Annotated in this window: 10 protein-coding genes; 4 read left to right on the plus strand and 6 right to left on the minus strand. The window is 44.3% G+C overall.

Annotated elements, in window-relative coordinates:
* Positions 1 to 816 precede the first annotated feature (816 nt).
* On the plus strand, positions 817 to 1,515 hold the full coding sequence (locus QZY09_RS09950; protein WP_295671883.1) for a LysR substrate-binding domain-containing protein: 699 nt from the start codon (positions 817 to 819) through the stop codon (positions 1,513 to 1,515).
* Positions 1,496 to 1,627 (plus strand): hypothetical protein, encoded by a 132-nt coding sequence (locus tag QZY09_RS09955; RefSeq protein WP_295671886.1) that lies wholly within the window; start codon positions 1,496 to 1,498, stop codon positions 1,625 to 1,627. The genes QZY09_RS09950 and QZY09_RS09955 overlap by 20 nt, the downstream gene beginning before the upstream one ends.
* Before the next feature lie 338 nt (positions 1,628 to 1,965).
* Here QZY09_RS09955 and QZY09_RS09960 read toward each other — a convergent pair whose 3' ends face one another.
* The 4 genes from QZY09_RS09960 to QZY09_RS09975 form a co-directional block, all read right to left on the minus strand.
* A complete protein-coding gene (locus tag QZY09_RS09960; protein WP_295671889.1) occupies positions 1,966 to 5,034 on the minus strand; it encodes a hypothetical protein in 3,069 nt (1,022 codons plus the stop codon).
* A 394-nt stretch (positions 5,035 to 5,428) separates the two neighbouring features.
* Positions 5,429 to 7,114 carry a sodium/sugar symporter gene (locus tag QZY09_RS09965; protein WP_295671892.1) on the minus strand — a complete coding sequence of 562 codons (1,686 nt, stop codon included), beginning with the start codon at positions 7,112 to 7,114 and terminating at the stop codon, positions 5,429 to 5,431.
* 152 nt (positions 7,115 to 7,266) lie between these two features.
* Complete coding sequence (gene xylA, locus QZY09_RS09970; RefSeq protein ID WP_295671895.1) at positions 7,267 to 8,595, minus strand: xylose isomerase; 1,329 nt, start codon at positions 8,593 to 8,595, stop codon at positions 7,267 to 7,269.
* A 58-nt stretch (positions 8,596 to 8,653) separates the two neighbouring features.
* Positions 8,654 to 10,126, minus strand: coding sequence for an FGGY family carbohydrate kinase (locus QZY09_RS09975; RefSeq protein ID WP_295671897.1), 1,473 nt, complete (start codon positions 10,124 to 10,126; stop codon positions 8,654 to 8,656).
* A 226-nt stretch (positions 10,127 to 10,352) separates the two neighbouring features.
* Here QZY09_RS09975 and QZY09_RS09980 point away from each other — a divergent pair, with 226 nt between their 5' ends.
* Positions 10,353 to 11,387 carry a LacI family DNA-binding transcriptional regulator gene (locus QZY09_RS09980; protein ID WP_295671900.1) on the plus strand — a complete coding sequence of 345 codons (1,035 nt, stop codon included), beginning with the start codon at positions 10,353 to 10,355 and terminating at the stop codon, positions 11,385 to 11,387.
* A 12-nt stretch (positions 11,388 to 11,399) separates the two neighbouring features.
* On the opposite strand, the gene QZY09_RS09985 is transcribed toward QZY09_RS09980, so the two are convergent.
* Together QZY09_RS09985 and QZY09_RS09990 are read right to left on the minus strand one after the other, a co-directional pair.
* Positions 11,400 to 12,209, minus strand: a complete 810-nt coding sequence (locus QZY09_RS09985) for a polysaccharide deacetylase family protein (RefSeq protein ID WP_295671904.1) — start codon at positions 12,207 to 12,209, stop codon at positions 11,400 to 11,402.
* Positions 12,210 to 12,282: 73 nt separating this feature from the next.
* Positions 12,283 to 13,233, minus strand: a complete 951-nt coding sequence (locus QZY09_RS09990; RefSeq protein WP_367119205.1) for a helix-turn-helix domain-containing protein — start codon at positions 13,231 to 13,233, stop codon at positions 12,283 to 12,285.
* Positions 13,234 to 13,361: 128 nt separating this feature from the next.
* On the opposite strand from QZY09_RS09990, the gene QZY09_RS09995 reads away from it, so the two are divergent.
* Positions 13,362 to 14,189, plus strand: coding sequence for an SDR family oxidoreductase (locus QZY09_RS09995; protein ID WP_295671907.1), 828 nt, complete (start codon positions 13,362 to 13,364; stop codon positions 14,187 to 14,189).

Below are 14,189 nucleotides of genomic sequence, written 5' to 3' on the forward strand. Positions count from 1 at the left end.
CTATTACAGGATTAAAATAAAGTGTAAACTCAATACAGGATTAATCATCAAAAAGTGTAAACCTTTTTCAGGACGTGACACACGGAACATTCCGGAACGCTATGAAACACGCTCATTATCAGCGTGTTTCACTATTTTAAAAATTACGCATTTTATATAATCAATTGATAATCAACCATATCGAAATTGCCATTTTTTAGCACATCTGTGTAATTAATTGATGATCAATCACTTCCTATTTCAGGAAGATACATTTTTACCACTAAATCCTGATTTGAGTTTACACTATGAGGGAGAAAAGCGTGGGTTATCTTACTTTAATTCATGCTCCCAGCCATGCATATTTACCATGAAATATTAAATATGCACGGGTACAGCCCCAACGCTACCGCAAGCCCAATGTCATTAAGTTAAGCGTTTTAATATCGAACACCCAATATCGAATGTTGAATAGTGAAGTAAGAAACTTCGAAATTCGACATTCAAAATTCATTATTCGATATTAATTTCCTTCTTTTTTTCCTTAACTTAATGACATTGACCGCAAGCCCCCTGGCTTGTGGTCCGCGTTTAGGTAGCCAGCTTTTGCGGGTGAGCCAGGTCAGTAGCATATAAACCTTCGCGATAATAGAATTTGTAGTGGCGGCTTATGCATTAAAACTACAAAATTCTGTTTTAATACAAAACGCTTAACAAAGGGAAGACGGGCCACCTGTCGGCACGCGACCTGTCAGTGGGCCACAAGCCAGGAGACTTGCGGCAGCGAGAGGAGAAAAAACGCTTGCGACAGCGTGGGGGATACTTCAGCAAGTAGAAATGATCAATTACAAAACAGAAGCTTACAAAGGTATTTTGTCGGGCAGATTAAAAATAGCGGTTGTTTCAACGGGCAAATATGTGATGCCGTATTTTCTGTCAGGGTTCTTAAAAAAATACACTGAAATTGACCTAACTATGGAAGTGACCAATAAATCAAGCGTATTGAAAACCATGGAAAATAATGAGGTGGATTTCGGTTTAGTTTCCGTTTTGCCGGAAAAACTGAACGTTGAGGAGGAAATCCTGCTGGAAAATAAACTATACCTTGTTGGCAACCGTGAGCATGTTTTAGAACAAGGGCAATACACACAGGATATTTTCAACAAGCTGCCGATGATCTACCGCGAGCAGGGTTCTGCTACCCGCACCATTATGGAAGGTTTCTTTGAGCGGAGTAAAATAATTGTCAGCAAAAAAATCGAACTAACCTCGAACGAGGCAGTCAAACAGGCGGTTATAGCCGGGCTCGGGTATTCCATCATGCCGTTGATCGGGCTTCGTAACGAAATTAAATCGGGTGAAATTAAAATACTTCCCACATACGGTTTTCCTATCAGGTCGCAATGGCGATTGATCTGGTTGGAAAATAAAAAGCTGTCACCGATAAGCCTGGCCTACTTAGCCTATTTGCGGGAGAATAAGTATGATATTATTAATGATTCGTTTTCCTGGATAAATGCAGTGGAGACTTTTTAGTTATTCGTTTTTCGTATTTGGCAAAGAGGATATTTGGTTCGGAAATGAAGGTGGTAATTTTACCGCGTTGGTCAAAGACACTATCACCACATTTGGCAAAGAAAAAGCTTAGTGAGTAAATTTTTGCAAATCGCGGCTAACCGCCGGCTGTTCCCCCTCTCGCTCAAGAATCCGCGTAAAGGCCCTTGCCATCGCCTTCGTACGCCGCTGACATGTAATAAAGCAACACCAAAGGTTAACCCAAAATATTTGCCTGAAACAGAAAAGCTACTAATTATCAAATATGTTACGCTTCATTGCAGGGTGTTGCGCGGGTTGCGCAACGCAACAAATTCCCACTCCCAATTCAACAGAAATTGTGTAACCCTTTTTTGCGACCTCATTCCCCAAAAAAAGCCCCCGGGATTTGATCCCCGGGGGCGGTTACTCCCAACTAAAAACAGGGTTTGTTTAAATAAACGCTGTGATGATAGTTGCGGTATCGGCGGTCATGGTATCAATGTCGAGGTCATCAGTACCTTCCAATATGCCGGTGATGAGGCCGCTGAGGCCCTGGCTAACGTATAAATTCCCTTTGTAGGGCAGCAGTTGAAATACTGCGGCCAATGGGTTACCGGCGTTTTTGCTTCCCCATGCATTGCTGGTGCCGATGGCATAGCGCTGCAGGTAAACCGGATCGCCGGTGCCATGCGGGATGCAACTGTTATCGCGGCTCACCAGCGACCATTTCAGCACCTGTGCAAATAAGGTCTGCATTTGGGTAAGCGGCGTATAATCAAAATTAATAGCAGGCTGCATACCCGGGATCACAAAATTTTGCACTTCGGGGTTGATCACCTGTACACCCAAATGGCTGAGGTCGAAATAAATATCGAACACGCGGTCGGCCACTTTCAACAGGTCAAGCTGGCCTGTGGTGGAGTTAAGACCGCCAAAACCGATCTCGGTATAGGCCTGGGCGGCAAAAGAAAACTCTATGGTAATTTTCTCGGTCGCCTCAAAACATAGCCTTACGTCATCAAAAAACGTTGTGGCGTAATATTCGCCGGTTGAAGCGGGCGCTGGTGTAAACAGTGTCCGTGGCGGCACTGACGGCCACAGGTGCGCCATCATTTTGCTGTTAAATGGCGGTAAACCCAAAGCCGGGAACGCGGCGCGTACCACATCGTAGATCACATGGGTTTGCACCGTTGAGAAATTGAAATTGAAACTGCCGTTTCGCCATAACGAGTAGATATAATAGTTGATAAAGTTTTGCGATAACACGGTGCCCAGGTAGTAGCGGGCAACCGAGGTAAAATCAAGTGTGGCCCAGCCAAGCAACGAACCGTTTACACCGTTCATTGCCGCTTCGGTATCTTCAAAGTCAACCTTAAACTTGTCGCGCAGGGTAAGGATGTTCGGTTCGAGCACCGAATCAATTTGCGTTACATAAGGGTCAATTATCCCCAGTGAACCGGCATTCAGGTTTTCCTCTACATAGCCAAACTTATTGGCCTCAAAATCAACATTATTGCCAATGCCTGTTAAGTTTACCGGGCCAAACTTGGGCGGGTAAGTTATGCCAAGGTCCTTATCCAGGTAACTGTTTAGCTTGCTTTGAATGGCCGATTGCGCGGCATTTAAAATAATGCTGGTATGGTCGGCAACTACCGATACGATATCGTCGATTAAATTGTTGAGACCGAGTGAAACGCTCGGTGTCCACGTAGTATGTACCGTAGCGTTAAGGTGCAGCATAGTAACCTTAGGCTGCAATACCTGTACCGCATTTGGCACCAAACCAATTTCGGCATCGATGGACAGATTTTGCAGGTCGATAGTAGCTGGCCCCGAAGTTGAATCAACCAGCAGGCCAACCGCTATCAGCAGCGCCAAAAATTCGCAGCCAACGCCAAAGAAGCAGGCAATGCCCGCGCCCACTACAGCTGCCCAATAGCCCGAACTTACCCATATATCAAGGTATGCAGAGCCTGACGCATCGGGCAGGTTTACGGTGAGATGGATCCCTCCCCCATCGAAATTTAAATTACTAACCACCGGGGTATCGTTTATGGCCACATTAAAAGCAATATTGTTTACGGCAACATTTAAAAGCCCGGCAACAAAACTTTGGGTGCCGCTGCTGGTAGGGTAAGCTATTGATACGGTACCTATTTTATTAAAAACGTAGTGCTTAATAACAATATCCTGGTTGGGACCTGACAAGCTGCTGAAACGATTTTGAGGGGTGATGCTTCCGTTGGCGATGATGCCGTTGATTGTAGCCTGCAAACCGGCCGACAGACCGATGTCGCTTAAGTTATTGCCGCTGACGAGCAAGCCGGCAATGCTTTTTTTAGCCAGCGAATCCAGCACGCCCGTGCTGGTGTCGTTGTGCAGTAAATGGAAAAGGCCCGTGCCTGGTGTTGACGTGCCGCCGGCGCCAGCCTCAAGGGCATTGGCTTCGGCTTCTACCTGGTTCAGCCAGTCAAGCGTTAAGGTACCGTTATTGCCCGAAAAATTATTGAGCCGTTTGGTAACGGTGTTTACCAGAAACTTAATATCGTCCAGCAGCTTTTCGTCAACCAGGTCAGAAACTTTTGCACCATAGGTTTCAGGGAAGCACTCGGGAATCCGGTTTACTTCGGTGCTGCTGAAGGTGAGCGCCTGCGATGAAGTGCCTGTTGGCCCGTCGCCCTTGTCGGGTGCGCCCGATGGTGAATTTGCCGAATTGCGGTTATCGCCTATCACCACGGTCGGAAAGTTCACTTTGCTGCCGCCGTTGCCTTTTTGCTGACGATAGATCTCGCGCAGGTCTTTGTACCCTTTCGGAACTTCAAATAAATCCTTGCGGTCGCGGGCTACTGATACGTCGGATATTACGAAGGAAGAGATACTTTCCCAGGCTCCGGCGCCGGATAACATAAATGTTTCGCCTTTAACCGGCATCCCGGCCCTGATAACAGGATCAAGGTCGACACCGGCAGCCGCAAATAATGTAGGGCAGCCGATCACGTTCGCTACTATATCTTTGGTAAAAGCGCCCAGCTTTTCATCGCGGTCCAGTTGTAAAACATATTTCAGCTTGTAAGGGCTTTCAATTTCTATCACAGCTTCCCTTTTTTCAAGGTCGACTATTGTTTTGGCTTTAAACCGTTCTTTATAGTAGTGCTTTATCTTTTGCTCCTTAGCCATCTGCGCGTAGGTTTTGGAACCTTTGTCGAGGAACAGGAATCCGCCGCCGTTTTCGGTAATCGTTACGATATCCGAGCCATAAATGGATTTACCCATAACTTCGGTACGGGTGGTTGTTGCGGAATGGGCGATAAACAGTTCGCTTTGTGTGGTGTTGCCAAAACTGATGATGGGCGTTTTGGCAAGCATGCCTTTAATAATGGCCTCCTGCCCTTTGGTAACGGCGTGGCAAACCTTGTAGGTAATTACCGGCTGTTCGTTACTGACAGGGTTGTGCCAGGGTTTCTCAGGGGCTTTCAAAATAGCCGCTTTAATTTCTTCGGGTGATGTTTTGCTTTTCATGGTATCAGATTTAATTTTTGTTTGTAAATGCGCTGACATTGGCAGCATTTGAATAAGGTTTAGTATTTAAAAGTGACGGTGGACCTCCGATAATTGCAGGAGTTTTCCGGCGCTAATAATTACCAACAAAATTAGATGGAGTCAACGCGGAGTATGGTATGGTTAATACGTGAAAATGAACGTATTACTACTGTATTTTTAATGGTGATTTCCCGCAATACCGGGTAGTTTCATTAGGAAATCAGGAGGCATTTTGGCCATTATTTGAGCAAATAAAGGGTTTCAGCAGCGCTAAACGATGCCAGGTGCTGCCGGATGTTTGGTACGGTATATGCAAAAAAAACAGCGATGAGTTTAAGGCTCATCGCTGTTTTTTTATTGGATAATATTGAGCCTACCAAAGCGCTGTATAAAGCCCCGTAAGGATGGCGATTATGATAAGTGCCCCAATTGCAAAACCAGTAGTTGTCTTGAACATTTTCGTATCCACTTCCAGCGCATGCACCTTTGTGCCTTTGGCATTCTCTATCATTGAGATAATGTACATGCCGATCATACAAATTACAAATACGATACCCATACGATCGAGAAATGGGATCTCCCACAACTTTGTAACACCATCATTTTGGGTTACCAGGGTTGAGAAACCAAAATTCTTCAAGGGTTCAAGGTTTGTGTACAAAGGCAATAGTTTAAATACTACCGAAAACACAAATCCGCCAATGGTAGAAAAAAGCGCAGCATTTGAAGTACTCTTTTTCCAAAAGAAGCCCAAAATAAACATGGCGAAAATGCCAGGCGAAACAAATCCGGTATATTCCTGTATAAAATCAAACCCGCCCTTTTTATCAATACCTAAATGTGTGCATATTAAAACTCCAACAACCATTGCAGCAACCACGGTGATTTTACCCACACGCACCATTTTCTTTTCAGTCATTTCGGGGTTGAATTTTTTATAAATATCCATCGTAAAAATAGTGGCTATACTATTGGCTTTTCCTGCTAATGAGGCTACAACGGCAGCAGTAAGTGCTGCAAACGATAAGCCTTTTAATCCAGAGGGTAACAGGTTTAGCAATACGGGATATGATCTGTCAGGATTTAACTCACCGTTTTGCATCAGCTCACTATGAAAAACATTTTCTTTATAAAGAATGTAAGCTGCGATACCAGGTAATACTACAATAACAGGCATCAAAAGCTTTAAAAATGCAGCAAAAAGAATACCGCTTCGCGCCGTTTTCAAATCTGCCCCTAATGCACGTTGGGTAATGTACTGGTTACATCCCCAGTAATTAAGATTTACTATCCACATACCACCTATAAGTACTGTAAGACCCGGTAGCGATGCATAATTGGAATTATCCCTACCCAGTATCATGTGGAAGTGATCACTGGCGTGGCTGCCCATTAGTTTCAGCCCGTTAAAAATACCCGATGTATGGTAGTGCGTAGATACCAGATTGATGGCAATGTAAGTTGTAACAAGGCCGCCAAGTATTAAAAAGAAAACCTGAATAACGTCAGTATAACCGATAACTTTCATGCCACCCAGTGTAATAAAGACTGCAAATAAAGCTAACCCTAAGATACATACCCATGTATCAATCCCCGAAATGGTGTGAACAGCCAGGGCACCTAAGAATAATATAGAAGTAAGGTTGACAATTACGTACAACAGCAGCCAAAAAACAGCCATTATCATTGCTACAGTACCATTATACCGCTGACTTAAAAACTGCGGCATGGTATATATTTTATTTTTGAGATATACCGGAATAAAGAATACGGCTACAATAACCAGGGTAGCCGCAGCCATCCATTCGTAAGTGGCAATAGCGATCCCCATTTTGAAACCGTTGCCGCTCATCCCAACCATCTGTTCAGCCGAGATATTAGAAGCAATTAACGATGAGCCGATGGCCCACCAGGTTAATGAACCGGCAGCCAAAAAATACTCTTTTGAAGTAGCCTCCCCGCTTTTTTTGCGCCTGTAAACCCAATACCCATACAGGGATACTATTAGAAAATAAATAATGAAGATCAGGATGTCTGCACTGGTTAATTGTTTGGTCATTTTATATTTAGTTTAAATGTTGGTTTGACAATTATAGTCATTTTTTTGATTAAATTTTGATTGTGATGAATTGGTTGATTAATTTTTGATTTGTTTCGATCAATTTAACTAATCAACCAATCACCCAATCAACTTAAAATCAACTAAACCAACTAAATATACCTGTTGATCAAATTTTCAATATACTCCTGTTTGCCGCTGGTAGTTGCCGGCTCGCCGTTTTCAATGGCATAGGCGCGCAGGTCTTCCAGTGTTAATTTACCTTCTTCAAAGGCTTTTCCTTTGCCGGTGTCGAAAGAGGCATACCTGTCTTTACGAAGTTTTAAATATTCGGATTTTTGGAGGATGTTATCCGCGGTGATCAGTGCCCTGGCAAAAATGTCCATACCGCCCACGTGGGCATAAAACAAATCAGCAGGATCAGTTGAATTACGGCGGATCTTGGCGTCAAAGTTGATACCACCACCGGCAAAACCACCTGCTTCCAGGATGATCATCATGATCTCGGTCACTTCGTTGATATCATTAGGGAACTGGTCGGTATCCCAGCCGTTTTGTGTGTCGCCGCGGTTGGCATCTATTGAACCCAATAAACCAGCGCCCGCAGCTACCTGCAACTCATGCTGAAAAGTATGGCCGGCCAATGTTGCGTGGTTAACCTCAAGGTTCAGCTTAAAATCGTTGATCAAATCGTATTTCTGCAAAAAGCCTAAAACAGTAGCTGCATCATAATCATACTGGTGTTTGGTTGGTTCGCATGGTTTTGGTTCGATAAAGAATGTTCCTTTAAAACCTTGTTTGCGGGCATAATCTTTTGCAGTATGCAGGAATTTGGCCAGGTGTTCCTGTTCACGCTTCATATCGGTATTCAGCAAGCTCATATAACCTTCACGTCCACCCCAGAACACATAGTTTTCGCCGCCAAGGGCGATGGTTGCGTCCAAAGCAGCCTTTACCTGTGCGCCGGCATGGCTCAGTACCTGGAAATCAGGATTGGTTGCCGCGCCGTTCATATACCTGCGGTGGCTGAATAAATTGGCTGTTCCCCATAATAATTTCACACCACTGGCGACTTGTTTTTGTTTGGCGTATTCCACCAAAGCCTGCAGGCGACGGTCGTTTTCATTAACATCGTTGGTGTAATCTACTACGTCCACATCATGGAAGCAGTAATAATGCATGCCCATTTTTGTGATGAACTCAAATGCTGCGTCCATTTTGTCTTTTGCACGTTCAACGGCATCGGCTTTTTCATTCCATGGGAACAAATGGGTTGGCTCGCCAAATGGATCGGCACCTGAACCACAGAACGAATGCCAGTAAGCGCAGGCAAAACGCAAATGATCTTTCATGGTTTTGCCTGCCACTACTTTATTTTCATCATACCAGCGGAATGCCAGCGGGTTATCTGATTGTGCTCCTTCGAATTTTACCTGGCCTATGCCTTTAAAAAATTCCTTTTCTCCTGTTATTATAGTCATGATTTCACTGATTTTATTTGTGATTACACCGATTTTATTTTAGTTATACTGATTATTTTTATAGTTGTTTTTGCAGTAAAGTTTTCCATTCATGATATGCGGGCTCCAGGTTTTGGGTTGAGGGTTCAACCAATTCGACCGGGTGCATATGTTCAAATGCCTGTTTAGGGGATGAAAAGATATTTGCCCCGATACCTGCACCGAGCGCCGCGCCAACGCTGCCATCATTTTTGTATAGTTCAACAGGTACGCCAGTTATATTCACAAAGGTTTCTGTAAATAACTCACTCAAAAACAGGTTGTTCTTTCCTGCCCTGATCACCGTCGGGTTCATACCGTTTTCACGCATAATATCCAGGCCATACCTGAACGCGAATGCGATGCCTTCCTGTACGGCCCTGATCATATGCGCCTGGGTGTGGATATTCAGGTCGATATTACAAAACTGAGCCCCTACAATTTTATTGTTGAGCATCCGTTCGGCACCATTGCCAAACGGCAATACTAAAAGGCCGTTGCTGCCTGCCGGGGCTTCTGCTCCCTTACTGTTCATCTGCAAATAACTTTCTGATGCGCCGATAATATTCTTCAACCACCGGTACATACTGCCTACGCCATTGATACAAAGGAGCACTCCCAACCGTTTTTGGGTTTCTGCATAATTTACGTGGGCGAAAGTATTTACCCGTGATTGCTGGTCGTAAGCCAGTTGATCGCTTACCCCATAAATAACGCCTGAAGTGCCTGCCGTTGCAGCCACTTCGCCGGGATTTAGTACGTTTAAAGAAAGTGCGTTATTGGGTTGGTCGCCGGCTTTGTAGGCAATTGGAATACCCGGCTTTAATTTTAATTTTTGAGCCACAGAAGACGCCAGACTGCCATGTGCTGAAAACACAGGCTGAATGGCCGGAAACAAGGCTTCGTCAAAACCGAAATAGTTGATGATATCTTTTGACAATCGATTGTTTAAAAAGTCGTAAAATATCCCTTCAGATAAAGATGATATGGAGGAAGATATTTCGCCGGTTAGCCGCATGGAAATAAAATCGCCGGGCAGCATAAATTTATCGATACGATCGTAAATTTCCGGTTCGTTTTCCTTTACCCAGGCCAGTTTTGACGCAGTAAAATTGCCTGGGGAATTGAGCAAGTGTGAAAGACATTGCTCCTCCCCGATCGCGTCAAAAGCCTTATTACCTGTTGCAACGGCACGGCTGTCACACCAGATAATACTATCGCGTAACACCTGCTGGTTTTTATCAACCAAAACCAAACCATGCATCTGATAGGCTATCCCGATGGCTGCGATGTCCAAAGGATCGTAAAGCCCTTTATTATTGCAAATTTCAATAGCTTTTTGAACATGTTCCCACCACATTTCCGGAGATTGCTCTGCCCATCCCGGGTGGAGTACAGTGATGGGTGACTCGATATCCGGGTATTGCGCCGAAGCGATTACCTTTTGCGTAGCGGCATCAACCACTGAAGCCTTTATGGATGAAGTTCCTAAATCAATCCCTAGTAATAACATTATTATATTGGTTTATGCGTGTAAGAACCAAGAGTCAAGAATCAGGAATCAAGACTAACCTGCTAACATTTATTGACCCTGCTTAGCTAATGAAAACGGAAATATTTTTCCTGGCTCCTGGTTCTTGACTCTTGGTTCTTTCTTCTTTCTTTCCACAGCGAAATTAAATTATTTTTTTAATCTGCAATCGATTGCAGGAATTTATTTTATTATTTTTACGAATTATATGAAAAATAAAAAAAGAACTACTATTTATGACATCGCTAAAAAGCTGAATATTGCAGCATCTTCGGTCTCGCGGGCTTTAAATAATAGTGATCAGGTGAACGAAGCAACCAAGAAATTAATCATCAAAACGGCGGCCGAGTTAAATTATAAGCGCAACACCCTGGCTTCCAACTTGCGCAAGGGCCAGTCAAAAACAATCGGTGTAGTCGTCCCGTTTATCAATCAAAATTTTTTCTCAAATGTAATAGCGGGCATTGAAGAAGCATCCTACCAAAAAGGGTATAACCTGATTATCTGCCAGTCAAACGAATTGCAGAGTAAGGAGATAAAATGTGTAAATACATTGATTAACCAGCATGTTGATTGTATTGTGATATCCATTTCGGCAGATAGTTCAGATCACAAACACCTGCAAAATGTGCTGGATAATGGCATTCAATTGATCCAGTTTGACCGGGTAGCCGATGAACTGGAAACTTTAAAAGTGATTAATGACAATGAACAGGCATCGCTTGAAGCAGTTTCGCACCTGATTGAACAAGGCTATAAGCGCATTGCCCTGCTGGAGGGTCCGCAAAACCTGCAGATCTTCAGGCAGCGCAAGGCCGGGTATATAAATGCGCTTAAAAAATATGGTATGCCTGTACTGGATGAACTTATTGTTGAAAATGCCTGGACAAAAGAACTGGGCGCCGAAGGTACCCGGAAATTGCTTGACCTGGTAGAGCCACCTGATGCTATATTCGCCTCCACCTCCGATTTTTCTGCCCTGGGTGTATTGGAAGTAGCTACCGCGATGGGTATTAAAGTACCATCGGAATTAGGGATTTGCGGTTACTCCAACGAGGCTTTTACCGAGATTACCAGCCCATCCATTACTACCATAGACCAGTTTAGCGTGTACATGGGCAAAACGGTGGCAAACCTTTATTTCCAGGAAATGGGTAATAAAGATGATACGGAAACGGTACCTAAGATCATCAGCATAAAACCAAAGCTGATCGTGAGGTCATCGACGAAACGGAATGGTTAAGGAAAATAAAAGTTAATACTTTTTCGCCGCCTGGTATTTCCTGATATGTTCCGCAACATCCACCATTGGCGCTACCCAAATATCCTTTTCGTTTTGTTTAATAAAATGTAAAAGCTGGCTATGCTCTTTCAGGCCGACATTAAGGTTATGCCCGCCGCCAACGCCATGAAAAAGGAAGACCAGCAGCGTGTGGGTTTCCATCGCCTTTTTCACCAGGTCGATCATATAGTCCGCCTTCTGGCCGTTGATAGCGTAACAATCAACGTTATCCAGGTCGATTTTGTCTATAGTCTGAAGGCCCGGGGTAACGCCCCTTGCCCCTGCAAAATCATTTCTCAGCTGTTCGTAAAAAAACACATCGCCGATTTTACGGTCGCCGCATGGATAAGCGAATGTCCTTACATCTTTGCCATCGATAGCTTTTAATAAAACGTTAGTCGCCCTGATCTCATTTACAGTGCGGGCGACAGAATATTTACTCAGATCATTGTCAGGACCCACAAAGCTACGGCCCGGCAGACTGCCATCACAGGGATGAAACATGGAGTGGTTACCCAACCCGTGACCGTGTTTAGCAGCAAGGCGCCATTCATTTATGCGCTTGTTTACCACCGCAGATGACCCTATGATATAAAAAGTACCTTTGAATTTCATCGAATCCAGCGCGGGGACTACATTATCCAGGTCAACATCAATAGCATCATCATAGGTCAATACTACAGCGCATTGTTTGTTGTTCCAAACCTGAGCGTTCTGAGATTTGAAATTTGTCCCTGCCAATAACAAAGGAATAACCAGTAAACAGCTTTTTATATTTATCATGATTTTGGATTTGTTACCAAATATCTGTTTTAAAGCGCCTAATCTAACTATGCGAACTGAAGATGTTTTAAATTTAATTTAGCGCCCTGTACTCATTTGGCGTATAGCCTACCCGTTGCTTAAACAAACGGCTAAAATGCTGCGGATATTTAAATCCTAATTCATAGGCGATCTCGCTTACCGATTTATCTTTATCAAATATTTTTTCTTTGGCCACGTCCATCAGTTTTAACTGGATGTATTCCTGGGCCGATTTTCCTGTTTCTTTCTTGATCAGGTCACCAAAGTAATTGGCCGAAAGGTTCAGCTGTTCAGCACAATAAGTTACCGACGGCAGGCCCAGGGACTGCGGTTTATCGGTCTGAAAATATTCGGTTAACAGGTCCTCAAAACGGTGTAAAATTCCTTTATGCGGCACTTCACGGGTAATAAACTGGCGGTCGTAAAAACGCACGCAATAATTAAGAAACAATTCGATATTGGTAACGATCAGTGTTTTGCTATGTTTATCAATGGCGTGTTCCAATTCAAACCTGATCTTTGATAAACAGTCCAGAATGATCTTTCGTTCACTTTCTGATAAATGCAGTGCCTCGTGCACTTCGTAAGAAAAGAATGTATAATCATGAATGTGCCGGCCAAGTGCGGTACCTTTGATCAGGTCGGGGTGAAAAACCAAAGCAGTACCCTTTGGCTCGTAATATTCGCCATTATTTTCAACTCCAACCACCTGCCCCGGCCCCACAAAAACCAGGGTTCCTTCTTCGTAATCATAATAGTTACAACCATATTTCAGGTCGCCGCATTTGATTTCCTTCAAAAACACCATATAAAGCCCGATATTTTGCCGAACATTTAGCCTTTTGCCTGATTTTGAAAGGTTGACAACGCTAATTAGCGGGTGCAGCGTCTCGTTATTTGTAAATGCGTTATACTGCCCAACCGTGTCAAATTTGATGATGTTATCCATTATTTTACCTGTTAACTCATTCAAAGTTAACGCATCGTCTATTGTTTTAAGCACCTTGACGGGTGAATAAGTAATATTGGTAGCTAATACCGTAATCTATATAACAATTCTTTTAAAAATAGACCGGACTTTTGTACTGTGTTTAACCGTATTTTAAAATAAACCAAAATATAATTAACAAGATGAAAAATGTAAACGTTGTCATCGGCGCCGGGTCAATAGGCCAGGCGATTGTTCGCCGTGTTAGTGCCGGCAAGCACGTATTGCTGGCCGATATACGCCGGGAAAATGCCGATACTGCCGCAAAAACGCTAAGCGATGCGGGGTTCACCGTCACTACGGCGGTGGTCGATGTAACATCACGCGCCTCGGTTCACGCGCTTGTGGAGTTAGCCCAAACGCTGGGAGAGATCTCGGGTGTCATCCACGCGGCCGGTGTATCCCCCTCCCAGGCGTCCCCCGAAACCATCCTTAAGGTTGATCTTTACGGGACCGCGCTGGTACTGGAGGAATTTGGCAACGTTATCGCTTCGGGAGGGGCGGGAATCGTGATCGCCTCACAGTCGGGGCACCGGTTGCCACCGCTATCTGTTGAACAGAATAAGGCACTTGCGACTACGCCAACAGAAGATCTGTTAAAACTCCCATTCCTTCAGCGCGACAAAGTGACGGACTCGCTTAATGCGTATCAATTATCTAAGCGGGGAAATTCTTTAAGGGTAATGGCAGAAGCAGTGCGTTGGGGAAAAAGAGGCGCCCGCGTGAATACGATAAGCCCGGGAATTATCATTACCCCACTGGCGAATGACGAGTTAAAAGGGCCGCGCGGCGATGGCTACCGCCGCATGTTGTCCATATCTGCGGCCGGGCGGGCAGGAACACCTGACGAGGTGGGGACCGTTGGCGCACTTCTTATGGGACCGGATGGTGCATTTATCACCGGCAGCGACTTCCTGATGGATGGCGGCGTAACAGCAGCCTATTGGTATGGCGACCTTGCTCCCGAATAA

This window comes from uncultured Mucilaginibacter sp. (assembly GCF_903913935.1).
GTDB lineage: Bacteria > Bacteroidota > Bacteroidia > Sphingobacteriales > Sphingobacteriaceae > Mucilaginibacter.

What these genes read in the sequence shown, in the direction of transcription:
- QZY09_RS09950 (WP_295671883.1), top strand. Translation starts at nt 817, where the DNA reads ATGATCAATTACAAAACAGAAGCTTACAAAGGTATTTTGTCGGGCAGA.
- QZY09_RS09955 (WP_295671886.1), top strand. Translation starts at nt 1,496, where the DNA reads ATGCAGTGGAGACTTTTTAGTTATTCGTTTTTCGTATTTGGCAAAGAG.
- QZY09_RS09960 (WP_295671889.1), bottom strand. Translation starts at nt 5,034, where the DNA reads ATGAAAAGCAAAACATCACCCGAAGAAATTAAAGCGGCTATTTTGAAA.
- QZY09_RS09965 (WP_295671892.1), bottom strand. Translation starts at nt 7,114, where the DNA reads ATGACCAAACAATTAACCAGTGCAGACATCCTGATCTTCATTATTTAT.
- xylA (WP_295671895.1), bottom strand. Translation starts at nt 8,595, where the DNA reads ATGACTATAATAACAGGAGAAAAGGAATTTTTTAAAGGCATAGGCCAG.
- QZY09_RS09975 (WP_295671897.1), bottom strand. Translation starts at nt 10,126, where the DNA reads ATGTTATTACTAGGGATTGATTTAGGAACTTCATCCATAAAGGCTTCA.
- QZY09_RS09980 (WP_295671900.1), top strand. Translation starts at nt 10,353, where the DNA reads ATGAAAAATAAAAAAAGAACTACTATTTATGACATCGCTAAAAAGCTG.
- QZY09_RS09985 (WP_295671904.1), bottom strand. Translation starts at nt 12,209, where the DNA reads ATGATAAATATAAAAAGCTGTTTACTGGTTATTCCTTTGTTATTGGCA.
- QZY09_RS09995 (WP_295671907.1), top strand. Translation starts at nt 13,362, where the DNA reads ATGAAAAATGTAAACGTTGTCATCGGCGCCGGGTCAATAGGCCAGGCG.